Source organism: Sporichthya brevicatena (assembly GCF_039525035.1).
Lineage (GTDB): Bacteria > Actinomycetota > Actinomycetes > Sporichthyales > Sporichthyaceae > Sporichthya > Sporichthya brevicatena.
The window spans coordinates 12534-36395 of sequence record NZ_BAAAHE010000050.1 but is presented as its reverse complement, the minus strand read 5'-3'; the positions used below and the strand labels follow the sequence as shown (position 1 = coordinate 36395).

Sequence of the window (23862 nt, the reverse complement as noted above, 5' to 3'; positions counted from 1 at the left end):
GCCGCGGCGCCGCGCGGCCGGCGGTGCACAGCGGCCGGGCCCGGATCCCGGCCCAGGCCGCGCCGGTCGCGGTCACGCCGCCCGGCAGCGGCCCCCGCAGCTACTTCACGCGCCGGGCTGCGGTGTTCGCGGCCGTGCTGTTCGTCGTCGCGATGACGGTGGCGATCCCGGCCCAGCGCTACGTCGCGCAGCGCAACAACATCTCCGACCTGCGGCAGCAGGTCGCGCAGGGCACCGAGCGGGTCGCCGAGCTCGAGAAGCAGGTCGCGGCCGCGAACGAGCCGTACGCGATCGAGCGTGAGGCCCGGCGCCGTCTGCACTACGTGATGCCCGGCGAGATGGCGTTCCGCGTCACCGACCCGATGCTCGTGCAGAAGGAGCAGGAAGCCCGCACCAAGGCCGAGGGGCCCTGGTGGGACCGCATGCTCGACTCCGTCGACGAGGCCGCGCAGCCCGTCAGCGAGCTCCCCACGGGGCGGGCGGCCCCGTGACCTCGGGCCTCGAGCCCGCCGACGCCGCCGTGGTGAAGGCCCAACTGGGCCGACCTCCCCGGGCCGCGATCGGCGTCGCGCACCGGTGCCCGTGCGGGCTCCCCGACGTGGTGAAGACCAAGCCGCGCCTGGACGACGGCACCCCGTTCCCGACGCTCTACTACCTGACCTGCCCCACCGCCGCCTCGGCGATCGGGACCCTTGAGGCCTCGGGCCTGATGCGGGAGATGACGGCCCGTCTGGCCGACGACCCGGAGCTCGCGGAGGCGTACCAGCGCGCCCACGAGGCCTACCTCGCGACCCGGGACGAGATCGAGGACGTGCCCGAGATCAACGGCACCTCCGCCGGCGGGATGCCGCGGCGGGTCAAGTGCCTCCACGTCCTCGTCGGGCACGCCCTCGCCGCTGGCCCCGGCGTCAACCCGTTCGGGGACGAGGCGCTCGAGCTGCTCGGCGAATGGTGGCGCAAGGGCCCGTGCGTGAAGGTGGATCCGTGAGAGTCGCCGGTATCGACTGCGGGACGAACTCGATCCGCCTGCTGATCGCGGAGGTCACCGACGCCGGTCTGGTGGACGTCGACCGCCGGATGCTCGTCGTCCGGCTCGGCCAGGGCGTCGACGCGACCGGCCGGCTCGCCCCCGAGGCGCTGGAGCGCACCTTCGCCGCGACCCGGGAGTACGCCGAGGCGATCCGCGCGGCCCGGGCGGAGCGGATCCGCTTCGTCGCGACCAGCGCCTCCCGGGACGCGGAGAACGCCGCGGAGTTCCGGGCCGGGATCGCCGACATCCTCGGCGTCGAGCCCGAGGTCATCAGCGGGGAGCAGGAGGCCGCGCTCTCGTTCGCGGGCGCGACCGCGGGTCTCGGTGCCGCGACCGACGCGGACCTGGCCCGGCCGTACCTCGTCGTCGACGTCGGCGGCGGGTCGACGGAGTTCGTCCTCGGCGACGTGACCGACGGCGCCGCGAACGTCCTGGCGTCGCGGTCGGTGGACGTCGGGTGCGTGCGCATGCGCGAGCGCCGCCTGCACTCGGACCCACCCACGGCGGAGGAGATCGCCGCCGCCACCGCCGACATCGACGCCGCGATCGACCTCGCGGCCGAGGTGGTGCCGCTGGAGAAGGCGCGGACGCTCATCGGCGTCGCGGGCACCGTGACGACGATCGCCGCGATCTCCTTGGGCCTGGAGACCTACGACCCGGACGCGATCCACGGCACCCGCGTCCCCGCCAAGACGGTGCATCAGATCTCGGCCCGCATGCTGGCGGCGACCAAGGACGAGCGGGCGGCGATCGGCGTCATGCATCCCGGCCGCGTCGACGTCATCGGCGCCGGCGCCCTCGTGGTGGACCGCATCGTCCGCCGGCTCGGCGATCTCGACCTGATCGCCTCCGAGCACGACATCCTCGACGGGATCGCCGCCTCCCTCGCCCCCTGACCCTGCACTGGAGATGACATCTCTTGTGCAGGCGCGCTCTGCACAAGAGATGTCATCTCCAGTGGGGGTAGGTTGGCGCCGTGCGCCCGCTCCGGTACTCGATCAACATGACGGTCGACGGTTGCTGCGACCACCTGGCGATCACGCCCGACGAGGACGTTCACCGGTTCGCGATGGAGCAGATCGCGCGCGCCGACGGGCTCCTGTTCGGCCGCGTGACCTACGAGATGATGGAGTCCGCCTGGCGGCCGCCGGGGATCCTCGCCGACGTCCCGGAGTGGATGCTCCCGTTCGCGCGGGAGATCGACGCGGCGCGCAAGTACGTCGTGACGAGCACGCTGGAAAGCGTCGACTGGAACGCCGAGATCGTGCCCGGCGACCTGGAGACGTTCGTCCGCGACCTCAAGGAACAGCCGGGCGGGCCGCTCTACACGGGCGGGATGCAGCTCCCGCTCGCGCTGGCGAACCTCGACCTGATCGACTCCTACGAGTTCCTCGTCTGGCCGCGGATCGCCGGGCACGGCCCGTACCTGTTCGCCGGCCTGACCCAGCACGTCGACCTGCGTCTGACGGGCCGACAGGACCTCGCCTCCGGGGCGTTCATCCTGACCTACGAGCCGGTGCGCGACTGAGGCCGCTCACCCCACGGTGAACTCGCACGGCATCGACTTGATGCCGTTGACGAAGTTCGCCTGCAGCCGGTTCGGGGCGGCCGTGATCTGCAGGTCCGGCAGGCCGTGCAGGATCTCGTCGAACATGATCGCCATCTCACGGCGGGCCAGGCTCGCGCCGAGGCAGTAGTGCGTCCCGCCGCCGCCGAAGCCGACCATCTCCCCGGCGTTGGGGCGCGCGATGTCGAAGCGGTGCCCGTCGGCGAAGACGTCCTCGTCGCGGTTGGCCGACCAGTACCACATGACGACCTTGTCGCCCGCTGCGATCTTGGTGTCGCCGACGACGGTGTCCGTCAGCGCCTTGCGGCGCATGTGCAGGATCGGGCTGGCCCAGCGGACGATCTCCTCGACCGCACGCGGTGCGAGCTCGTCGTAGTTCTCGGTCAGCAGGGCCCGCTGGTCGGGGTGCTCGGTGAGCAGGTGCATGCCCCAGGACAGGCCGTGCCGGGTGGTCTCGTTGCCCGCGATCGAGAGCAGGACGACGAACGCCGCGAAGTCGAACGGCGTCAGGCGCTCGCCGTCGACCTCGGCCTGCATCAGCAGCGAGCTGAGGTCGTCGCCGGGGTGCTCCGCGCGCTCGACGCCGAGCCGCGCGGCGTAGCCGAGGAACTCGGTCGCGACGGTGGTGAGGTCGGCCGCGCTCGTCACCATCTCGGTGTCGCCGATGCCGAGCAGCACGTTGGTCCAGTGGAAGACCTGGGCCTCGTCCTCCTCGGGGATCCCGAGCATGTCGCAGATGACCTGCAGCGGCAGGGGAGCGGCGAAGGAGGAGACGAAGTCGCAGGACCCGCCGGTCTCGCGGGCCGTGTCGATCAGCCGCCGCGCGCGGTCGCGGATCGAGGCCTCGGCCCGGGCCAGCGTCCGCGGGGTGAACGCCTTCGAGACCAGGCTGCGCAGCTGGTGGTGCCGCGGGTTGTCCATCACGATGATCGACCCGACCGCGAGGTAGTCCGGGTCCGCGTCGCCGGAGATGACGCCGGACGCGGAGGAGAACACCTGCTGGTCGCGGTTGACCGTCCGCACGTCGTCGAACGTGACCGCCGACCAGTACCCGGGGCCAGGGGTGTCACTGCCCATCGGCGTGACCTCCTCGTGGAAGCACAGCCCACCCCCGCGGCGGGACTCCTCCCGCAGGGCCGCGAACGCCCGGTCGATCTCGGACAGCGGCTGCTTCCAGAACTCGACGTCGCCGAGCTGGATGTTCTCGACCGTGCGGTAGGCAGGCATCGCTGCTCCCTGCGGTGCTCTCGGGCGTGACCTTTCGGGTAGGGCGATCGTGCCGCAGCACCCACGCCACCGTCCACCGTCACGGGCCACGGTTCGACGTCACCGCCATCGACACCGCACCTCGGACCTGCGACGATCGGAGATCTTCTGCCCGAGGGGTGCCGCCGATGGACGCGCTGGTCTGGGTGATCGTGATCGCCGTCGGAGGCGGCGGGCTCTGGTATGCGACGCGGGCCAGTGCGCGCCGGGCGCGCGGGGACGGTTCCCGGGACGCCTCGTAAGCTCGATGGGTGCCCGACCGCCAGCCGTTCGTGCCGCCCGGGACGGGGTGGCCGGAGGATCCGGCAACCGCCCAGACCCCCGTCGCGGCGACGCCCGCCGCCGTGCGGAAGCTGGCGACGAGCGCGCGGGACCTCGCTGAACTGACGGCACGTCAGTCCGTGTGCCGCACGTGCCCGCGGCTGGTGGCGTGGCGGGAGCAGGTGGCACTCGAGCGCCGGAAGGCCTACGCGGACGAGGAGTACTGGGGCCGCCCGATCGCGGGGTGGGGCGCGGACGATCCGCGGGTACTGATCGTCGGCCTGGCCCCGGCCGCGCACGGCGGCAATCGCACGGGCCGGATCTTCACCGGCGACCGCAGTGGCGACTGGCTGTTCGCCTCGCTGCACCGGGTGGGGTTGGCCGCGCAGCCAACGTCGACGCACGCGGGGGACGGGCAGCGCCTGCTCGGCGCCCGGATGGCCGCGGCGGTCCGCTGCGCCCCGCCCCTGAACAAGCCGACCAACGAGGAGCGCGACGCCTGCCGGCCCTGGCTCGACCGGGAGGTCGCCATGGTGCTCCCGCACGTCCGCGCCGTCGTGTGCCTGGGCTCGTTCGGCTGGGAGGCGGCGCTTGCCACCCTCGCCGCGAACGGGGTCGCGATCCCGCGCCCGAAGCCGAAGTTCGGCCACGCCGTCGAGTACCCCCTCGACGGCCCCGCCGGCCCGGTCGCTCTCCTCGGCTCCTTCCACCCCAGCCAGCAAAACACCTTCACCGGCAAGCTCACCGAGCCCATGCTCGACGCGGTCCTGGGCCGCGCCGCCGCCCTCGCTCGTTGAGGCACGGCCAATGTCGGTCCGGCGCGGTACGCTGCTGGTGTCTGGGGCGTTGAGCCTCAGGAAGTGAGCCCGGCAGCCATCCGGACGGTTGGTGAGCCGGGCTTCGCGCTGTCTCGGCTCAGACCAGTCGGACCTGTGACACCGCGGGCGCAATTCGTCGTCGCCAGTCGCCACCCTTCGCCCAGCACCACGCGATCGCGTCCGGGATCGCCAAGGCGGGTTCTTCCCGCGCCCTGCGGTGTTCGTAGCGAAGGCCCGGATATGTCCGGCTCAGCTCCACGAGTCGCTGCCGGTCCCACGAGAGCAGTGAGTCGTCCTGTTCGAGCACCAGCAGCGGCGCCGCGGTGCCGGCCAGGTCATCGACGAGAGCGCTCAGGCACGCTGCCCGGGCCTCCAATTCGGTACGCCGTGATCTGCCGGCGTTGTAGACCACCGCGGTGTAGCCGGTCGCGACGATGGCCGACGCGACAAGTCGCTTGCGGGGCTCAGACTCCTTCTTCATGTGCAGACGGGCCTGGCCGCTCAGAACGAGACCCCGCACAACGGCCCGCAGATGTGCGACCTCCGATGAGCTGCCAACGCTCACCGCCACGAGTTGGTACCCGCGCTGCTTCGTCTCGTCCGCCAGGACGATGGCCCCCACACCGGCACGATCGCAGAGGGGTCGGACAGTGGCCCGTCTCGAGAGTTCGCAAGGGCGTTCCGTGGCTGACCCGGATCGGCGCGCGCCGCCGCCTTCGCTCGGTAGCGTGACGTCTGCACCCTGCCCGGGTGGCGTAATTGGCAGCCGCGGCGAGCTTAAACCTCGCTTCCCGAGAGGGAGTACGGGTTCGAATCCCGTCCCGGGCACCGCGCTGACCTGCGGATCATGAATCTTGGACCCAATCCGCGTGGGTGGGGGCGGACCGGTCAAGCGCGACACCGGTCCCGCCGGGCCGGCTCGTGCTGGCAATGGCGTCAAGATCCGCCTGTGCCCAGAAACGTTCGACCCGGGCCTCCGCGAACAACTGAGCCCGAGCCCGCGGGGTCGGAGGTTGAGGGTCGAAGCTGTGGAGGTGGATCCAGCCAAGCGCCGTGGAGCGAACTATCCGCCTGCGGCCTACAGATCGGCGTCGGCCCGGCACGTGCCGAGCGTGCATTTGGTGAATCACGACTTCTCGGTTCGACACGCGCGAAATTTCGTGCGCCGCGTTGGCGTCGATCTCGGTTTCCACCCCTCGTGTGAGCCACACGACGGCTTTGTTGACCAGCGAGACGGTCACAAACGCGTTCTTCCACGCCGGCACTTGGGCCTGCCTGACCGTGACCGGTGCTCGTGAAGGGCTGCTGGTCGAGGTAGAAGACCCCGGGAGCGCCCAGCCGCTCAGCCCGGTTGAGTCGGACCTCGAATCGTTGGGCGGGCGCGGACTGCGCATTGTCGCGGAGCTGGCTACGGCGTGGGGAACGTATCCGTCCGCCCGCGGGAAGGTGTACTGGTTCCACCTCGCCAAGTTCTGACCGAAGCTACTGAGGGCGGTCCAGGGACCCGAGTCCTGTGTCATGGTGACAGAGGAAGGCGACACGCCCGGTGACATGCCGGCCGAACCGAACGGGGTGGCAGCCACGGGCGATGCGATGATGCGCGCCGGCGGTGACGAGGCGTGGTGGAAGTCGGCGGTCGTCTACCAGGTCTACCCGCGTAGTTTCGCCGATTCCGACGGCGATGGTGTCGGGGACCTGCCCGGTGTCCTGGCGCGCTTGGATCACATCGCTGATCTCGGCGCGGACGTGCTTTGGCTGTCCCCGATCTATCCCTCCCCGCAGCACGACAACGGCTACGACATCAGCGACTACCAGGACATCGACCCGATGTTCGGAACGCTGGCCGACCTCGATGCGCTGCTTTCAGCCGTTCATGACCGCGGTATGAAGTTGATCCTGGACCTGGTCGTGAACCACACATCCGCCGAGCACCCGTGGTTCCTGGAATCGCGACGTCGCCGGGACAGCGCGAAGGCGGATTGGTATTTCTGGCGCGACGCGCGGCCCGGCACTGTCCCCGGCGAGCCGGGGTCCGAGCCCAACAATTGGGGTTCAGCCTTCTCGGGGTCCGCCTGGGAGTGGGCCCCGGATCGGGGTCAGTACTACCTTCATCTGTTCGCCGTCAGCCAGCCGGATCTCAACTGGGACAACCAGGAAGTCCGCGATGCCGTCTTCGCGATGATGGGATGGTGGCTGGATCGTGGGGTGGATGGCTTCCGGATGGACGTCATCAACTTCATCTCCAAGGACCCCGCGTTGCCGGACGGCCCCCTCACCCGGTCCGGCTACGGCGACGGCATGCCGCACTTCTCCTACGGCCCCCAGATCCATTCTTACTTGGCCGAAATGAAGCGGCGGGTCTTTGATTCACGCACGGGCAGCTATCTGACGGTGGGTGAGATGCCGGGTGTCACACCCGGACAGGCGCGGGCGTTCACCGATCGGGACCGCGGTCAGCTGAACATGGTCTTCCAGTTCGAGCACGTCTCGCTGGACCACGACGGGGACAAATGGACGCCACGCGCGGTCACCGTCCCCGACCTTCGCGAGACCCTGGCCCGGTGGCAGGTGGAGCTCGCACACGACGGCTGGAACAGCCTCTACTGGAACAACCATGACCAGCCCCGGGTGGTGTCCCGCTATGGCGATGACGCGACCTACTGGTTCGAATCGGCCACCGCCCTCGCGACCGTGCTGCACCTGCACCGCGGAACGCCCTACATCTACCAGGGGGAAGAGTTGGGGATGACCAATGTGCCGTTCTCCGACATTGGCAGCTTCCGCGACATCGAATCCCTTCGCTATTACGAGCAGGCCACCACCGCCGAACGACTCGACCCATCGCACGTGATGGCCACGTTGCGTCAGAAGAGCCGCGACAACGCGCGGACGCCGATGCAGTGGACCGCGGGCCCCGGGGCCGGATTCACGACCGGAACCCCTTGGATTCCACTCAACCCGAACCACAGCTGGCTCAACGCGGACGCCCAGAAGGCCGGACATCGCTCGATCTACTGCTACTACAAAGAACTGATCGCGCTGCGCCGGGCCGAACCCGTGCTCATCGACGGGGACTTCGAGCTGTACGCGAACACACCTGACACCGTCTACGCCTTTCGTCGCTGCGTGGCCGACGACTGCATTGAGGTCTTCGCGAACCTTTCCGGTGACGAGGTACAGCTGGACGCTCTCGATCACGGGGCCGACCAGGTCCTGCTGGGGAACTACCCGATCCAGAACACGGTTCCGGGCCGTCTGGCGCCGTGGGAGGCCCGCGCGTTCAGGCGCTCACCGAAACCGCCCGACGCGGATCCGAGGTAGGGTGGCGGTACGACTGCAGCCGTAGGGCCGTTCACGCGGGAAGCGCGAGGACAGGCGTCCGCCGCACGCAGCTAACAAAGGCGGGTGGCGAGATGACCTCGCGCGCTGATCTGTCCCCGTGATCTCTTTCGTCTGGGAGCCAGGACTTCCGCTACCGGCCGGAACCGGCGGCTCAGAGAACTACACAATCGGGCAGGTCCGCGAACTGACCCGGCGCGGTCTGGCTGCGCAAGTAGTGACCATCGGGGTAGGCGCGGCCGACGGACGCGACGACTTTCCCGGCATCCCCTTCCGCTCGCTCGCTGGCGTCGACCAGGTCGTCACCCTCGACGGCATCGTCGTGTTCGTCACCGACTTCCCGGTCGTGGCTACCCCTCGCACGGCATATCAGTTCCTGCACGTTCCGCCGCCCTTGCGCGATCGACACCGCGCGCGCATGCTCGACCAGACCCGGGACCGGGGCCTCATTGCCACCAGCAACTTCGCAGCGGGTCTCTGGGCAGACTTCCTCGACGTCGACCTCGCCACCGTTCGGGTCGTGTACCCCTTTGCGGAACCGTGTTTCGCCCGTCAGCCCCGAACCCCCACCACCCGGGCGACGCGCGTCCTGTACGCCGGTCGTCTCAGTCCGGAAAAGGGCATCTACACGCTTCTGGCCATGCTGCACAGCGACCTGATCGCATCCGATCTCGAGCTGACCTTCACGGCCACGACGTCGGGTGCCGACAAGCCACAGGGCGCGATCATCCACCAGCTCCTTCAGGCCCATCCCGCGATCCGGGTCGTGCCGGCGCGAAAGACGCCCGCGGCCATGGCGGCCCTGATGGCCGAGCACGACGTGGTGCTGATGCCGTCCAACAGCCAGTACTGGCACGAGACGTTCGGCATCGTGTCCGTCGAGGCCCAGCACGCCGGCTGCCGAGTGGTCGCCTCCGACGACGGCGGCCTGCCGGAGACCGATTGCGGGACGATCACCCTCGTTCCACCGGACAATGCCGAAGCCCTTGCACAAGGTCTGCTCCGGGCGATGGCCTTGGGTCCGGCCACACCGGCGGACCGGACGAGCGCGGCAGCGCGGTTCACCGTCGGTCAATCGGTCGACGACCTGCTCGCGGTCTTCGCCCGCCCGCTACCCGCCACGCCGGCCACCGTCGTCCGCGAGCTGGAGGCGATCGCCATCCTCCCGCTCGCCGCGCCGACTCGCCCGTCGCAGAGCGCGCCAGCAGGCGCCCTATGAGCCGCAGCATCAGTCGAACCGTTCGGAGAGTCATGAACCCACCTCGATCGATCGAACCTGTTCCCGTACCAGCAGTGGCCACGACCACGGCTGGCACCGCGGGAATCGAGGAGCAGCTCGGGGCTCTGCGCCTTCAGCTCGACCGGCATCGCTCGACGCTGCGCAGCGTGGACGGCGCCTGGTGGCCGCACAGCCGTGATGTCATCGCGGAGGTCACCCAACTCGTGATGGGAGCCGAGCACCTGGTCGGACGCATCGACCGCGTCGCCCTTCACGCGAGCGAGTGGGCTGACCACCCCCGGCGGATCCTGCTGGGTGGTCGGGTACTGCACCTCGGGTTCTTCACCTCCGGAGCGAGCCGAGTCAACCTCGTCCGCCGGGACGGCGACGACATCGTGCTGCTGGTGATTCCTCCGACGGCGACAACCAGCGAGGGCGCAAGTGCCACAGCCCGTGCCGTGGACAGCGACGACCGGAGCCAGCCTGCTGAACTGCTGGCAGGCGCAGGAACAGCGTCCAGCCCGTGAGGACCCCGACCAGGCGGCGCCCCATGGGCACGGTTCAGAGCATCGCGGGTGCCGGCAAATGCCGGAGACAGTGAGTCGCTCCCATGCGCCTGCACATCGAACAATGCGACTCGGGAACCGTCGTCGATGGCACCGTTCGCGGGGTCATCGACTGGAGCACGCTTTCTCGGTTTCGGGTCGTCGTGCGCGGCTCGTGTTGCACGAGGGTCCACTGGTCCGGCTGGACCTGAGCGGGCTGATGTCGTGGTCGCCGGAAGCTCAACCGGTCCTGCGGCGATCGGTGGCCGGTTGCCCGGTCCCGGCCCGTTATCGGTATCGGTATCGGAGAGGCGACGGCAGCGCACGCCCCTCCGTCGCCTCGACGGAGACAGACGCACACCTGCGCCTGGTGCGGTACGAGGCAGGGGGCCTGCTTGTGATGAGGAAAGTCGTCGAGTGCCGCCTGTGCTTGCGTCGAACGTCCCGCGACGCAGCCGGCTGCGTCGTCCAACCCATGCGCGGTGGAGCCCGGAGCACCTTTGCGCTGCGTGCGCCGAACGGACGCCCGGCGTGAAGTGTTCCGGCCGGCCGCATCGTGTGACCGATCTCGACCGTGAGGGCCCGTCAGGTGGACTCAGGAGCGGGTCGACCCGCGCCCAGAGGGTCATATCGCGCGGCCGACGGCAGTCCAGCGGGAGCACCCATGAATCTGTCGCTCAGTCCGTCTGCTGCGATCGAACGGTGTCACTGCAGCCCTGGCGAGGGCGAGCACGACGAGGTCGCCACTCGCTACTGCCCAGCAACCCTGTCCGCGGCGCTCCCCAGAACCTGTGCCTGTGCTCTCGGTCCGACCACCGCTGCCCGGAGCTACGACCGGCGCTGAGTGACACCGCCGCGCGTCAAGGCCTCGCGTCATGAACCGAGCGCCTACGCCTGGACCGCGAAATAGTCGGGATCGAGTTCCGGCCTGGTACCTCCATAGCGTGGACGCGGTGGTCCTCGCGGGGCCCTTCACGAGCGAGCTTGCCGCACAACTCGCGTGTGCGCACTACGCCAGGAAGCTCGGGGTTTCGATGCGTCGGAATGGCGGTCCGTGCAGTGCGTCCGACATTCATGCGTGCGTCGCAAAACTTCGGGTGGGCTACGGCGTGCGCCCGGAACCTCATGGACGTTTCCAGGTCGTGTCCCGGGACGACTCGCCTGAGTGACACGGCGCAAGGTCTGCAGCGGATCGATGCGCTCCTCGTCGACGGGTGGACAGCTGTGACCCCGGCGCGGCCACAGGTCCTCGGATGACCTTCGACGAGCTCGACACGGATGGACAGTCAGGAGCGCGCCGTGGTGCGCTCGTTGCAGCACCCGCGCAGCGGGGCCTCCTGCGGTCGGGATGTCCAGTTGCGGTTCTAGTTGCAGTAGGCCTGAATTCGGTCTTTCCAGCTATGCCTGTCCAGGCAGCTGACCTTCCATTACGTACTCTGAAGGACCGTCAGGAACTGTCGTTGGCGACCTTGACCTCGCTGGCCGAAAGGCCGTACGGGTTCGAGTCCCGTCCTGGGCACTGCGTTCGCCGCGCGAGTCGCCGATTGCGCCGGAACTGCGAAAGCCACGTATGGTGCAAGGACAGGGGCGGTGCACCTGTACCTCCCCTCGCGCAGTCCAGGGGAAGGGAGCGCACATGATCACCTCAGTGAGCGCGTCCCCGGCGACCGAGCTGTGCCATTGCGGCCACGCCGAGGACGAGCACGACAGGATCGCGGCTCGCTACTGCCGCGCGACGGAGTCTGCGGGCCTGGAGCGTGGCTGCACCTGCCCGGTGGGTCCGGACGCGCCCCCGTGGACCTACAACCGGTCCTGACCGTCGCGTCCATGGACTGAGTGGACGAGTTGCAACAGCTGAGGCGATCCGGCCGCCTCACGAGTGATCCGGTGTTGCAACTCGTCCAATGGCTCCACGGAAATCCCGTGGCGGCGGCGACCGTCGGTCGCTACCGTCGCGGGCACCCATGGACTTCTCCACGACCCGACTCCTCGACGACGGCGTTCTCGAGCGCGCGTTCACCCTCGGCGAGGTTCCGGGCATCCTCTGGACCGCGGAGGAGGCGGCCCCGGCGCCGCTGATCCTCCTCGGCCACCCCGGCGGTCTGTCGGCCATGTACCCCCGTCTCGTCGGGCGGGCCCGGGCCGCGGTGGTGGCGGGCTACGCCGCGGCCACGATCGAACTGCCGGGCGCCGGGGACCGCCCGCGCGACGCTGCCGCCGACCAGGCGCGCGCCGACCTGCGCCGGGCCCTGAGCGCCGGCGAACCGGTGACCGACGACATCGTCGACCGCCTCGTCCTCCCGCTCGTCGAGCAGGCGACGCCGGAATGGCAGGCCCTCCTCGACGTCCTGACGGAGCGGCCCGAGATCGGCGACGGCGTCGCGTACTCGGGCGGGATCATCGCGCTCGGGACGCGCCTGGCGCTCGTCGAGCCGCGCATCACGGCGGCGGTGCTGTTCGCCGGCAGCTTCGTGCCGCGCGTCAGCTTCGCCGAGGCCCGGCAGGTCACCATCCCGCTGCTGGTCCTGCTCCAGTGGGACGACGAGCACATCGACCGGCAGATGGCTCTGGACCTGTTCGACGCCTTCGGGTCCACGGAGAAGACGCTCCACGCGAACCTCGGCGGGCACACCGGCGTCCCGGCCCACGAGGGCGAGGACGTCAGCCGGTTCCTCGCCCGCCACCTCCGGTAGAGATCGGCCGTTCGGCCCAGACAGGTCCGCCGGATCGGCCGATCGGCTCGGCCGGTTCGGTGGACTCACAATCGCGAGTTCCCCGCCGACCCTGAAGGACGAGTGCGCCCAGGGGAGGCGCGCCCGTACCGGGTGGGGACTTCATGCTCTGCGTTCGTCGCGTCGCCGTTCGTCGTGCTGCTCTCGGCACGTTCACCGCAACTCTCGTCGCAAGCGGCACCGTGCTGCTCGGGGCGCCGGCGGAGGCCGCGTCCGCGCGGCCGGTCACCACGACCGCGGCGAAGACCGTGTCGGTGAAGCTGTCCAAGGCGATCAGTGGCCTGCCGGTCGCGACCGAGACCCGGTCCGGGTACCAGCGGTCGAAGTTCACCCACTGGGTCGACGCCGACCGCGACTGCCAGGACACCCGCTCCGAGGTGCTGCGCCTGGAGTCGGCGAAGAAGGTCAGCGGCTCGTGCACGGTCGTCTCCGGCAAATGGAAGTCCTACTTCGACGGCAAGACCTGGACCAGCGCGAGCAAGCTGGACATCGACCACCTCGTCCCGCTGGCCGAGGCCTGGGACTCCGGCGCGAAGAAGTGGAACGCCGCGACGCGCAAGGCCTACGCCAACGACCTCGGCGACGCCCGCACCCTCGTCGCCGTCACCAACAGCGTGAACCGGTCGAAGGGTGACCGTGACCCGGCCGAGTGGCTGCCCGCCAAGAACCGCTGCCGCTACGTCACCGAGTGGGTCGCGGTGAAGATCCGCTGGTCGCTCAAGGTCGACCGCGCCGAGAAGAACGCGCTGAGCCGCGTCGCCGGCAACTGCAAGAACGTCACCATCAAGGTCACGAAGGCCAAGATCTCGACGGGCTCGAGCAGCGGCGGCTCGGGCGGCAGCGGCGGGTCCGGGGGCAGCGGCGGTTCGAACGGCAAGCTCGACCCCCAGTTCTCGACCTGCACCGCCGCGAAGAAGGCCGGCTACGGCCCGTACCGCCGGGGCATCGACCCCGAGTACTCCTGGTACCGCGACGCCGACAGCGACGGGATCGTCTGCGAGTAAGCGCGCCCGCGCGGGTAGGGGGACGCGGTGGACATCGGTTACCACGCCTCGCACGAGCAGTTCCCGCCGTCGGACCTGCTGGCCCTGGCGTTGCACGCGGAGGCGGCGGGGTTCGCGGCGATCCACTCCTCCGACCACCTGGCGCCGTTCAGCGAGCGGCAGGGGGAGTCCGGGTTCGCGTGGAGCTGGCTCGGCTCCGCGATGGCGCTGACCTCCCTGCCCTACGGGGTCGTCAGCGCGCCCGGCCAGCGGTACCACCCGGTCGTGCTCGCGCAGGCGATCGCGACCGTCGCCGAGATGTGGCCCGGCCGCCTCACCGTCGCGCTCGGCTCCGGGCAGGCGCTCAACGAGCACGTCACCGGTGACGTCTGGCCGCGCAAGCCGGTCCGCAACGCGCGCCTGCGGGAGTGCGCGCAGATCCTGCGCCGCCTCCTCGCCGGCGAGACCGTCGACAGCGACGGTCCGGTACGCGTCCGCGCCGCGCGGTTGTACAGCCTCCCGGCGCACACGCCCGAGCTGTTCGCCGCGGCGCTGAGCCCGGCGACCGCGCGCGAGGTCGGCGCGTGGGCCGACGGCCTCATCACCGTCCACTGCCCGGACCTGCCGAAGGTCGTCGCGGCCTTCCGCGAAGGGGGCGGCGAGGGCAAGCCGGTGCACGTGCAGGTGCACCTGTCGTGGGCCGAGACTCAGGACGAGGTCGAGGCACAGGCCCTGGACCAGTGGCGCGTCAACGCACTCCCGCCGATCCTCAACGAGGAGCTCGAACTGCCCGCGCAGTTCGACGCCGCCAGCGCGCACGTCCCGGTCTCCGCGCTGACCGACAGCGTGGTGCTGTCGCCCGATCTTGGCCGGCACGCGGAGGTGCTCGCCGGCTGCGCCGAGCTCGGCGTCGAGCGCGTCTACCTGCACCAGGTCGGCCGCGACCAGGCCGCGTTCCTCGACGCCTTCGGGGCGAAGGTGCTGCCCCAGTTCGTCTGACCCGCGCGCGGGTGAACGTTCCCGCGCCGGGCGTCGTCCAGGATGGGAGGACGACGAACGGGAGGCGGACGCGATGCGGCGGACGGCGACGACCGGGCGCGGGCGCGCACTTGCGCTCGGCCTGGCGGTGGCGACGGCACTGACGGCGTGCGGCGGGAGCGGGGGAGACGAGATGGCGTCCGACTCAGTGGTTCAGGTCGCCGGCGCCGAGCGTCTCGCCCCGGCGGCGGCCGCGCCCGTCGGCCGGGTGGTGACCGGCCTCGACGCCTTCACCGCCGAGTTGTTCAAAGCCACGAAGGCGACGGAGAACCTCGTCTTCTCACCGCTCAGCATCGCCTACGCCTTCGCGATGCTGCGGGTCGGCGCGAACGGCACCTCCGCCGCCGAGCTCGACCGCGCCTTCGGCCTGCCGGCCGGGTTCGCGACGGCCTTCAACGCGCTGACCTCGGCGCTCGTGACCGAGGGCCCGGCGACGCCGCCGCCCGCGCCGCCGACGGGGGAGGAGAACCCGCCGCCGGCGGAACCCACGCTGCAGATCGCCAACGGCCTGTTCACCCAACGCGGGTTCGGCTACGGCGAGAACTTCCTGCGCACCCTCACCGAGCAGTTCGGCGGCGAACTGCGCACCCTGGACTTCAGCGCGCCGCAACAGGCGGTGGACGCCGTCAACGCCTGGGCCGCCGAGCACACCGCCGGCCGGATCCCGAGGATCCTCGACCGGCTCGACCCCGCGACCGTGCTCGTGTTGCTCAACGCCGTCCACCTCGACGCGGACTGGGCCACGCCGTTTCAGGAGATCGGTGACCAGCCCTTCGCCGTTGCCGGCAAGGACGTTCGGGTCCCGACGATGTCGCTGCAGACGCAGGTCGCCCATGTCGAGGGGGACGGGTTCTCCGCGGTCGAGCTGCCGTACTTCGGTGACCGGCTCGCGATGCGGGTCCTGCTCCCGACGGGCAGGAACACCCCGGCCGACCTGATCACCCCACGCGTCCTCGCCGCTGCGGCGAAGGGCAAGCCGGTGCGCGCCCGCGTCACCATGCCGCGGTGGGACTTCGGCTCCGAGCTCGATCTCAAGTCGCTGCTGCCGGCCCTCGGCGTCCGCGCGGTCTTCGACCCCACCGCCGCCGACCTGTCCGGAATCTCGACGGACCGTCAGTTGTTCGTGGACCAGGCGAAGCACAAGGCGAACATCACCGTCGACGAGCTCGGCACCGTCGCCTCCGCGGTCACCGCCCTCGGCGTCTCGGTCACCTCGGCCCCCGTCGACCCGCCGCTGGTGTTCACCGTCGACCGGCCGTTCGCGTTCGTCATCGTCGACACCGTCACCGGCGCCCCGGTCTTCGTCGGCCAGGTCCTCGACCCGCGCGCGGACTGAGCGCTCAGGACGTCGGGACCGGTTGGTCCGGGCAGGAGGCGAGGACACGGTTCATCGCGTCCCGCTCGGCCGGCTTCACCCAGAGCCGGTACTTCGCCTTCACCGCGATCTGCCGGGCCACGTAGGCGCAGCGGTACGCGGCACGGGGGAGCCAGGTCGCGGCGTCACCGCTGCCCTTGCGGTTGTTGGCGGTGCCGTCGACGGCGAGCAGGTTCAGCGGGTCGTTCCCGAACACGCGGCGGCGCTCGCCGTCCCACGCGAACGCGCCCGTGACCCAGGCGTCGGCGAGCGCGACGACGTGGTCGATCTGCACCAGCGGGCTGGTCTGCTCGCCGCGGAGGAAGCTCACGATGCGTCCGGTGTACGGCTCGGGATCGAGGACACCGGAGAGCACCACGCAGTCCCGCGTCCCTGGCTTGAGGACGACGGCGCGGAGGTCCCGACGAAGGACGTCGTTGCGGGTGTCGCACCCGTTGCGGTCGACGTCGGCCCAGGCTGGGCCGAAGGCGTCGCGTTCGTAGCCGGTCAGCGGGGCGCGTCCCTTCACCTCCAGCGTCGCCAGTGCCGCCCGGGCCGAGCCGGCCACGGCGCTCGGTGCCGGCGCGGGGCGTACGTCGGCCGCACCGGAGCCGGCGGTGTCCGGCTCGCACGCGGTGCTGCCGAACAGCACCGCCGCCGCCACCGTGAGCACGGTCCGGGCCGGGATTCGCACACACCCATGATCGGGCGGGAGCAACGTTTCACGCGCAGTGACGGGCCGGCTGGGCCGAACGGTTGAGGTGGCTTGTGCCCGCTCGGCCGATCCGTGAAGGGTGCGTCAGGGAGCAATCTGGACACCTCGGGGAGAACGCCGGCGTGGGGGAGCGCCGAACCTCTCCTGTCACAGCAGTTTCGCGACACCAGTGTCAAGTACGCGGCGGAGAGTGCCGGGTACGTCACGATGGGTACCCGGTTCTCCGGGTTTGAAGGGGGCTTCAGATGAGCGGAAAGACCAAGTTGGGCTTCGGTCGGGCCCGGAGCGAGGTCCTGGCCGAACCGTCCGAGGCGTCCGAGACCGCGGCGCCGGTGGGCAAGCTGATCGCGCCGCGGCGCGAGGTGGACCCGGTCCAGGAGGCGCGGGACCTGGAGGACGCCGCGATGGCGTACTCCGAGGTCGTGCGGGCCATCAGCGTCATCACCAAGACCACGCAGGCCGGGGAGGACACCTACGCCGGGCTCACCCTGGCCGAGATGTCCGCGAACCTGGACGAGGCCTGGAAGCGCTGGGACACCGCGCAGCGGCGCCTAATCGGCCCGCAGCGCACCGGCTGATCCAGCGCCGGACCGGCCGACCCGACGCCGCCGCGTACCACCCGGCGACGTCACGCAGCGTCACGAACGAAGGCCCCGGACCGTGCGGTCCGGGGCCTTCGCCGTCTCCGGGCCGGACTCGGACGGGCGTCACGTGGCCCCGCCGGCATGACACGCCCTACACCGGGCAGCGGCGTGGCGGAAGCACGATCAACGAATTTTTGTGATACCCCTTAACGACGGCATTTGCGCAGGTAGATGCCCGTTTTTGATCAAGCAGAGTTCGATCAGGAACAGTTGATCAAGCACCGCTGACGCGGGGTGAGGCCCACATGAGCGAGATCGTCAGCCCGACCGACTACAGCGCTGCGCTGATCCCGAAGGACGACCACCGGACCTATCTGACCGTCGGCGGCCACGAGATGGATCCGGGCACGCCCGAGGAGACCCACTACGTGGTCCTCGGCCTGACGGACCAAGCCGACACCGACGAGTCCGGCCGGTACCTGGAGCTGTCCAGCTACCTGCTCCCGGACGAGGCCCGCCGCCTGGCCGCGCTGCTCATCGCGCAGGCCGACGCCGCGGCGGCCGCGTCCCGGTCCTGAGCCCGACCTGGAAGAGTTCGCACCGCGATCCCATATCCACGTCACAGCCCCGTCCCGGAACGCCCCGGGGTAGTTCCGCGTTCTGGAAATAGCAGACCCCTACGCTGGGCATCGGTCCAGCACCCTGCGGGCCCACGGAGGTGCCCTCCCATGCAAAGCTCGAACCCCGTCCTTTCCCGCCAGGACGTGTTCAGCCGAAACGGCTACGCGACGTTCCGGACCGAACCGGAGACCCAGGCCCCCGACGGCCTGCGGCGCCAGTTCTCGCCGTCCGGTCCCGTCTCGACCCAGCCGATGACGCTGGACGACGTCATCTCCCGCACCGGGCTGCTGCTGGTCATCGCAGTCGCCACCGGTGCCGCGGCGTGGTTCGCCGAGGTCGGCTTCGGCCTCGCGATCGTCGCCGCCCTCGTGGGCTTCGGCCTCGCGATGGTGAACTCGTTCAAGCAGGTCCCCAGCCCGCCGCTGATCATGGCCTACGCGGCGGTCGAGGGCGTCTTCCTCGGTGCGGTCTCCCGCGCCATCGAGACGTCCGACCCGAACCTCGACGGCGTCGTCGTGCAGGCCGTGGCCGGCACCGCGATCGTCTTCGGCGTCATGCTCGCCCTCTACAAGAGCGGCAAGATCCGGGTCACCGCCCGCTTCACGAAGATCCTGATCGCGGCGACCGTCGCCTACATGATCCTGATGTTCGGCAACCTGCTGCTGCACCTGTTCGACTCGGGCTTCAACGCCTGGGGCGGCGGCATGGGTCTCGCCACCGCGGCGATCGGTGTGGTGCTCGCCAGCCTGTTCCTCGCCCTCGACTTCGACATGGTCGAGAACGGCATCCGGATGGGCGCGCCGCAGATCGAGTCGTGGCGTGCGGCCTTCGGCCTCACCGTCACGATCGTCTGGCTGTACCTGGAGCTGCTCCGCCTGATCAGCATCCTGCGCAGCGAGTAGCACCTGCGGTGACTCCCGCAGTCACCCGAACGCAGTAACGCGATCGGCCCCCGACCTCGAAGGTCGGGGGCCGATTCGCGTTGGTGGCTCGCGCTGCTCGTTACAGGAACGAACGGTGCGCGCGCTTGAGATCGTGCTCGTGCACGATCGCGGTGGCGTGACCATGGGCGAGACCGTGCTCGTCCCGCAGCCACGTCACCCGCTCGTCGAACCTCAGGAAGGAGGGGCCTTCCTCAAGTTCGCGGAACCACTCGGGGAGTTCTCGTCCTGTGACTCCGGGAACCCGGGCCAACAGGTTCTGATGCGTCTCCTCGGAGTGGTGAAGGGACATGGGACCGCCTCTCACGTCGCGTAATCGGGGTGGACCGAAGGTACGAACGAACTGGGCTTGCCGGTGGTACGAGGGTGCCCGACGCCGACCGGCCGCACAAGGTGTGATCGACGTCGACCTCCGTTTCTTCGCCGTGGTCCGTCGGATGGATCTGGCAGCCCCGACCGCGCCGTCTGCGGGCGGGGCGCAGCGCTGCTCATACCCTCGGTCTGTGTGACGACACGGGGCCGAACGGAGGACGTTGCGGTGGACGGAGCCGACACCGACGGTGACGCCGGGTCGACCCCCGCGTGGGACGAAACGGTCGGGATCGGCGAGATCGCCGACCGCCTGCGCCGAATGCCTGAGAGCAGGCTGAGGCGGGTGGCCGACGCGGCGCACGCCCTCGCCCAGGACCTCGCGGACGCCGCGGCCGGCGTCGAGTCCCGGGTCGCGGACGTCCCGCCGGCGCTGCGTCCGGTGCCCACGCTGAGTGTCTTCGCCGTCGCCGATCAGGTGACGGTCACGGCGCACGACCTGACCGCCGCGGCGGCCGGGCTGGACCCGGGCACGGACGTGTGGTGGGAGGGCGCCCGGCGGCCCCTCGGGGACGTCCTGGCGGCCCTGGCCGAGCGGACCCGAGCCCTGGGAGCCCAGGTCTGACCGGCCGGCCGGAGAGCCGTTCTCAGGCCGCCGTCGCGGTCGAGTGCTCGTCGGCGGTCTCGGTGGCCCCGTCGTGCGTGTCCTCGGGGAGCTCGGTGCGCCGGCGGTGCCGTAGCAGCGCCCAGCGGCGGCCGCCCTCGAGGCGACCGGCCTCGGCCGGGGCGACCTCGGTGCCCGGACGGTCGGCGGCCTCGACCGCGGCGAACGCGACCGGGAGCATGCCCTCCTCGCGGGCCGGGTCCAGCACGACCTCGCCGACGGGGACGTGGCCCAGGGCCGCGCTCACCGACGGAACGATGGCCATGGCCGCCGCGGCGTAACCGGCGGCGGAGGGGTGGAACCGGTCCGCGGAGAACATCTCGCGGGGGTTCTCGCGGAAGGCACCGGCGCACAGGTCGCCGAGGGAGACGGTCCGCCCGCCGGCCTCGACGACGACGATCGTCTGCGCCGCGGCGAGCTGGCGGCTCCAGCGCCGCGCGATCCAGCGCAGCGGCTGGGCGATGGGCTCGATGGTCCCGAGGTCGGGGCAGGTCCCCACGACGACCTCGCAGCCGGTGGCGCGCAGACGGCGGACGGCCGCCTCCAGCTGCGCGCAGGCCAGCGAGGGCTGGATGCGGTGGGTGACGTCGTTGGCGCCGATCATGATCAGCGCGAGGTCGGGCTGGGCGGCGAGCGCGAGGTCGACCTGGCGGTCCAGGTCCGAGCTCTGCGCGCCGACCTTGGCGACGTTGGTGAGGCGGACCGGAGCGCCGGCGCGCTCGGACAGTCCGGTGGCGATCAGCGCGCCCGGGGTCTCGGCGGCGGTGGCGACGCCGAGGCCGGCGGCCATGGAGTCGCCGAGCATGGCGATGGAGATCTCGCGCCCACGGCCGGAGCCGTAGACACCGTCGGCGAACGGCGGCTCACCGGTCGGCTTGCCCACCCAGTGGCGGGCCAGCTTGGCCTCGGTGAACAGGACGCCGACCAGCCCGGCGCCGGTGAGAGCCACTCCCGTGCTCCCCAGCGCGGCTGCCTGCAGCACCCGCGTGCCCAAGTTACGCGTCATCGCGCACCTCCTCGACGTGCGAGAAGCCCCCCCCGGCTGCCTCGTCCGCCCGTCCCGCCCTGGTGCCGACACCAGGGAGAGTCCGGATTCCGAACGTAGGTCCCGGCCCTAGGGTGGCGTTGGGCAATTGACATTCCGTTGCACGTTCCTGACGAAGGTCGAGACGTTCGGGTGATCCATTGATCGGCCGGACGTCCCGTCAGGTGAGCTGGGGAGGGCACGCGTTGCGTTACGTGGAGTCACTGATCGACCTCGTCGGGAACACGCCGCTGGTCAAACTGAGCCGCGTCACCGAGGGCCTGGCGCCGCTGGTGCTGGCCAAGGTCGAGTACTTCAACCCCGGCGGGTCGGTGAAGGACCGGATCGCGACGCGGATGATCGACGCCGCGGAGCAGAGCGGCGAGCTCCAGCCCGGCGGGACGATCGTCGAGCCGACCTCGGGCAACACCGGCGTCGGGCTCGCGCTGGTCGCCCAGCAGCGGGGTTACTCGTGCGTCTTCGTCGTCCCGGACAAGGTCTCGACGGACAAGATCAACACCCTGCGCGCGTACGGCGCCGAGGTCGTCGTCTGCCCGACCGCGGTCGCGCCCGAGGACCCGCGCTCGTACTACTCGGTGTCGGACCGGCTCGTCCGCGAGCGACCGAAGGCCTGGAAGCCCGACCAGTACTCCAACCCCAACAACCCCCGGTCGCACTACGAGACGACCGGCCCGGAGATCTGGGAGGCCACCGAGGGCCGCGTGACGCACTTCGTCGCCGGCATGGGCACCGGCGGAACCATCAGCGGCGTCGGGCGGTACCTCAAGGAGGTCTCGAACGGCCGCGTGAAGGTCATCGGCGCCGACCCCGAGGGCTCGGTGTACTCCGGCGGGACCGGCCGGCCGTACCTGGTCGAGGGCGTCGGCGAGGACTTCTGGCCGACCACCTACGACCGCGGGATCGCCGACGAGATCTACGCGATCTCCGACGCCGACTCCTTCACCCTCACCCGCCGCCTCGCGCGCGAGGAGGGCCTGCTGGTCGGGGGGTCCTGCGGCATGGCGGTCGCCGGGGCGCTGCGCGCCGCCGAGAAGGCCGGGCCCGACGACGTCGTCGTGGTCCTGCTGCCGGACTCCGGCCGCGGCTACCTGTCGAAGATCTTCAACGACGACTGGATGGCCGACTACGGCTTCATCTCCGCCGGCGGCGAGGTGACGGTCGGCGAGGTCCTCGCCCGCAAGGCCGGCAGCCCGACGCCCGAGTTCGTGCACATGCACCCGAACGAGACCGTCCGCGAGGCGATCGACGTCATCCGCGAGTACGGCGTCTCCCAGATGCCGGTCGTCCGGGCCGAGCCGCCGGTCATGGCCGCCGAGATCGTCGGTGCGGTCGGGGAGCGGGACCTGCTCGACAAGCTCTTCGCCGGCGCTGCGTCCCTCTCCGACCGGCTCGAGCAGCACATGATGCCGCCGCTGCCGATCATCGGCTCCGGCGAACCGGTCTCCCAGGCGATCCACGAGCTCGAGCACGCCGGCGCCCTCGTCGTCCTCGTCGACGGCAAGCCCGTCGGCGTCATCACCCGCCAGGACCTGCTGGGCTACCTCGCCTCCTAGTCGCCCTCAGCCCCCTGCAGTGGAGATGACATCTCCACTGCGGTGGGCGCTTTTCGGTGGAGATGACATCTCCACTGCAATGAGCCTTTTCCGGTGGAGATGTCATCTCCACCGGAGGGGCGGGGAGGCGGGGTCAGGCGGGGTCAGGTCAGGCGAGGTCGAGGGCGATCGCGCTGGTGCCCTTGCCGGTCTCGGTGACGCGGACCTCGCCGCGGGCGTCGCGGAACTTCCCGGTGCCGCCGGTGACGACGAAGCGGCTGACGCTCGGCGAGGTCGGGGAGAACGAGTTCACGCCCTGGAACAGCAGCAGGTCCGGGCCGATCTCGGCGACGCCGGTGCACTGGAGGCTGATCGCGAGCGGGGTGGCCTTGCCGTCCTCGCGGACGACGCGGACGAACGTGCAGGAGGTGTCCGCCGTGCCGACGGCGACGCCGCCCTCGGTCAGGGACTGGCTGAGCACGAACTCGTCGCCGAGGCTGGAGCCGGTGGGGCGGATGTCGCGGTCCTTGCTCACCTGCTCCGTCGCCGTCAGGACCCGCGGGGTGGGGGCGACGACGCGGGGATCGCTGTCCTTGCGGGCGAGGGCGAGCGGGCCCGCGATCACGGCGAACGCGGTGAGCGCGCCGATGGTGGCGAGGATGGGTTTCTTCAGCTTCATCGGCGGGGAACGAGGGTGATCGTGTAGGTGCCCTTGTCCTTGCCGCCGCCCTTGCGCAGGGTCCCGGCGGCGCCGGTGAAGCGGCCCGTCCCACCGGTGACGGCCAGCTCGAAGTTGCCGCCGGGCTCGGTCAGTGCGGTCAGGCCCTGCGCAGCGATCTGACCATCCGTCAGGACGATCGTCGCGACGCAGTGGGACCGCGCGCTCGTGGCCGCCTTCTGCTTGGCCTTCGCCTTCGAGTTCGTCACCGAGGTGAGGATGCACTCGACGCCGGACAGACCCTCGGTCTTGTCGGCCTTGGTGAGGGTGTGGGAGAAGACCAGGCGGTCACCGATCGTGGCGGCCGGGGCCCCGACGTTGAGCCGGATGCTCTGGACGGAGACGGCCGCGAACTGCAGGGTCTCGTTCGCGGGCGCGTCCGCCGCGCGGGAGCTCGCGGCCCCCGACGTGACGATCGCGCCCAGCGTCACCGCCGCGACGGTCCCCACGGCGGCCGTGCGTGTGGCGGCACGGCGCTGCTGCACCCGGAAACGCATGATCTGTCCCTCCGACGTCCGGGCGCATCATGGCAGCCCGCCCTGAGCCGGCGGGGATGGGCTCGCCGCGGGGACAGCCGGCGG

The 23862-nt window shown here is 70.6% G+C and carries 27 protein-coding genes and 1 tRNA gene; 21 read left to right on the top strand and 7 right to left on the bottom strand.

Going from position 1 to position 23862, the window contains the following annotated elements; translation table 11 throughout:
- The 4 genes from ABD401_RS23325 to ABD401_RS23310 all read left to right on the top strand — a co-directional run.
- Positions 1–491, top strand: a 491-nt coding sequence (locus ABD401_RS23325) for an FtsB family cell division protein (protein WP_344609299.1), incomplete at its 5' end; no start/stop codon positions are given.
- Positions 488–988 (top strand): DUF501 domain-containing protein, encoded by a 501-nt coding sequence (locus tag ABD401_RS23320; protein WP_344609297.1) that lies wholly within the window; start codon positions 488–490, stop codon positions 986–988. The genes ABD401_RS23325 and ABD401_RS23320, both read left to right, overlap by 4 nt.
- The gene (locus ABD401_RS23315; RefSeq protein WP_486387615.1) at positions 985–1926 is read left to right on the top strand and encodes a Ppx/GppA phosphatase family protein; all 942 of its coding nucleotides are present in this window, start codon (positions 985–987) and stop codon (positions 1924–1926) included. Before ABD401_RS23320 ends, ABD401_RS23315 begins: the two co-directional genes overlap by 4 nt.
- A gap of 80 nt (positions 1927–2006) precedes the next feature.
- Entirely contained in the window at positions 2007–2558 is a 552-nt protein-coding gene (locus ABD401_RS23310) for a dihydrofolate reductase family protein (protein ID WP_344609293.1), read from the top strand.
- A 6-nt stretch (positions 2559–2564) separates the two neighbouring features.
- Here ABD401_RS23310 and ABD401_RS23305 read toward each other — a convergent pair whose 3' ends face one another.
- On the bottom strand, positions 2565–3824 hold the full coding sequence (locus tag ABD401_RS23305; protein ID WP_344609291.1) for a cytochrome P450: 1260 nt from the start codon (positions 3822–3824) through the stop codon (positions 2565–2567).
- 290 nt (positions 3825–4114) lie between these two features.
- Here ABD401_RS23305 and ABD401_RS23300 point away from each other — a divergent pair, with 290 nt between their 5' ends.
- Entirely contained in the window at positions 4115–4921 is an 807-nt protein-coding gene (locus ABD401_RS23300) for a uracil-DNA glycosylase (RefSeq protein WP_344609289.1), read from the top strand.
- A 118-nt stretch (positions 4922–5039) separates the two neighbouring features.
- Here the strand turns inward: ABD401_RS23300 and ABD401_RS23295 are convergent, their stop codons facing one another.
- Entirely contained in the window at positions 5040–5564 is a 525-nt protein-coding gene (locus ABD401_RS23295; protein ID WP_344609287.1) for a hypothetical protein, read from the bottom strand.
- Between the two features lie 122 nt (positions 5565–5686).
- Between ABD401_RS23295 and ABD401_RS23290 the strand changes: the two genes are divergently transcribed.
- The 11 genes from ABD401_RS23290 to ABD401_RS23240 all read left to right on the top strand — a co-directional run bounded on the left by ABD401_RS23290 (position 5687) and on the right by ABD401_RS23240 (position 16134).
- Positions 5687–5770: transfer RNA gene (locus tag ABD401_RS23290), tRNA-Leu, on the top strand.
- Positions 5771–6142: 372 nt separating this feature from the next.
- Positions 6143–6418, top strand: coding sequence for an ATP-binding protein (locus ABD401_RS23285; RefSeq protein WP_344609285.1), 276 nt, complete (start codon positions 6143–6145; stop codon positions 6416–6418).
- Between the two features lie 117 nt (positions 6419–6535).
- Entirely contained in the window at positions 6536–8263 is a 1728-nt protein-coding gene (locus ABD401_RS23280; RefSeq protein WP_344609358.1) for an alpha-glucosidase, read from the top strand.
- A gap of 118 nt (positions 8264–8381) precedes the next feature.
- Positions 8382–9500: a glycosyltransferase family 4 protein gene (locus ABD401_RS23275; protein WP_344609283.1), complete on the top strand. Its 1119-nt coding sequence runs from the start codon at positions 8382–8384 to the stop codon at positions 9498–9500.
- A 74-nt stretch (positions 9501–9574) separates the two neighbouring features.
- The gene (locus ABD401_RS23270; RefSeq protein WP_344609281.1) at positions 9575–10027 is read left to right on the top strand and encodes a DUF5994 family protein; all 453 of its coding nucleotides are present in this window, start codon (positions 9575–9577) and stop codon (positions 10025–10027) included.
- Positions 10028–10709: 682 nt separating this feature from the next.
- A complete protein-coding gene (locus tag ABD401_RS23265) occupies positions 10710–10889 on the top strand; it encodes an RGCVC family protein (protein WP_344609279.1) in 180 nt (59 codons plus the stop codon).
- A gap of 792 nt (positions 10890–11681) precedes the next feature.
- Positions 11682–11861, top strand: a complete 180-nt coding sequence (locus tag ABD401_RS23260) for an RGCVC family protein (protein ID WP_344609277.1) — start codon at positions 11682–11684, stop codon at positions 11859–11861.
- Positions 11862–12009: 148 nt separating this feature from the next.
- Positions 12010–12738, top strand: coding sequence for a dienelactone hydrolase family protein (locus tag ABD401_RS23255; protein WP_344609275.1), 729 nt, complete (start codon positions 12010–12012; stop codon positions 12736–12738).
- Between the two features lie 143 nt (positions 12739–12881).
- On the top strand, positions 12882–13781 hold the full coding sequence (locus ABD401_RS23250) for an excalibur calcium-binding domain-containing protein (protein ID WP_344609273.1): 900 nt from the start codon (positions 12882–12884) through the stop codon (positions 13779–13781).
- A 27-nt stretch (positions 13782–13808) separates the two neighbouring features.
- Positions 13809–14759 carry a TIGR03885 family FMN-dependent LLM class oxidoreductase gene (locus tag ABD401_RS23245; protein ID WP_344609271.1) on the top strand — a complete coding sequence of 317 codons (951 nt, stop codon included), beginning with the start codon at positions 13809–13811 and terminating at the stop codon, positions 14757–14759.
- Between the two features lie 172 nt (positions 14760–14931).
- A complete protein-coding gene (locus ABD401_RS23240; protein WP_344609269.1) occupies positions 14932–16134 on the top strand; it encodes a serpin family protein in 1203 nt (400 codons plus the stop codon).
- 4 nt (positions 16135–16138) lie between these two features.
- On the opposite strand, the gene ABD401_RS23235 is transcribed toward ABD401_RS23240, so the two are convergent.
- Positions 16139–16846: an HNH endonuclease family protein gene (locus tag ABD401_RS23235; protein WP_425566238.1), complete on the bottom strand. Its 708-nt coding sequence runs from the start codon at positions 16844–16846 to the stop codon at positions 16139–16141.
- A gap of 266 nt (positions 16847–17112) precedes the next feature.
- On the opposite strand from ABD401_RS23235, the gene ABD401_RS23230 reads away from it, so the two are divergent.
- From ABD401_RS23230 to ABD401_RS23220, 3 genes are all read left to right on the top strand, one after another.
- The gene (locus ABD401_RS23230) at positions 17113–17445 is read left to right on the top strand and encodes a hypothetical protein (RefSeq protein ID WP_344609267.1); all 333 of its coding nucleotides are present in this window, start codon (positions 17113–17115) and stop codon (positions 17443–17445) included.
- 311 nt (positions 17446–17756) lie between these two features.
- Complete coding sequence (locus ABD401_RS23225; RefSeq protein ID WP_019872876.1) at positions 17757–18029, top strand: hypothetical protein; 273 nt, start codon at positions 17757–17759, stop codon at positions 18027–18029.
- 150 nt (positions 18030–18179) lie between these two features.
- Positions 18180–18974 (top strand): Bax inhibitor-1/YccA family protein, encoded by a 795-nt coding sequence (locus tag ABD401_RS23220; protein ID WP_028984398.1) that lies wholly within the window; start codon positions 18180–18182, stop codon positions 18972–18974.
- A gap of 100 nt (positions 18975–19074) precedes the next feature.
- On the opposite strand, the gene ABD401_RS23215 is transcribed toward ABD401_RS23220, so the two are convergent.
- Positions 19075–19305 carry a DUF4287 domain-containing protein gene (locus ABD401_RS23215; protein WP_344609262.1) on the bottom strand — a complete coding sequence of 77 codons (231 nt, stop codon included), beginning with the start codon at positions 19303–19305 and terminating at the stop codon, positions 19075–19077.
- Positions 19306–19551: 246 nt separating this feature from the next.
- On the opposite strand from ABD401_RS23215, the gene ABD401_RS23210 reads away from it, so the two are divergent.
- Positions 19552–19947, top strand: a complete 396-nt coding sequence (locus tag ABD401_RS23210; protein WP_344609260.1) for a hypothetical protein — start codon at positions 19552–19554, stop codon at positions 19945–19947.
- 22 nt (positions 19948–19969) lie between these two features.
- Here ABD401_RS23210 and ABD401_RS23205 read toward each other — a convergent pair whose 3' ends face one another.
- Positions 19970–20992, bottom strand: a complete 1023-nt coding sequence (locus ABD401_RS23205) for an SGNH/GDSL hydrolase family protein (RefSeq protein WP_344609258.1) — start codon at positions 20990–20992, stop codon at positions 19970–19972.
- Between the two features lie 224 nt (positions 20993–21216).
- Here ABD401_RS23205 and ABD401_RS23200 point away from each other — a divergent pair, with 224 nt between their 5' ends.
- Positions 21217–22584, top strand: a complete 1368-nt coding sequence (locus ABD401_RS23200; protein WP_344609256.1) for a cystathionine beta-synthase — start codon at positions 21217–21219, stop codon at positions 22582–22584.
- Positions 22585–22732: 148 nt separating this feature from the next.
- Here ABD401_RS23200 and ABD401_RS23195 read toward each other — a convergent pair whose 3' ends face one another.
- Positions 22733–23242, bottom strand: a complete 510-nt coding sequence (locus ABD401_RS23195) for a hypothetical protein (protein ID WP_344609254.1) — start codon at positions 23240–23242, stop codon at positions 22733–22735.
- Positions 23239–23778 (bottom strand): allene oxide cyclase barrel-like domain-containing protein, encoded by a 540-nt coding sequence (locus ABD401_RS23190; protein ID WP_344609252.1) that lies wholly within the window; start codon positions 23776–23778, stop codon positions 23239–23241. The genes ABD401_RS23195 and ABD401_RS23190 overlap by 4 nt, the downstream gene beginning before the upstream one ends.
- Positions 23779–23862 lie beyond the last annotated feature (84 nt).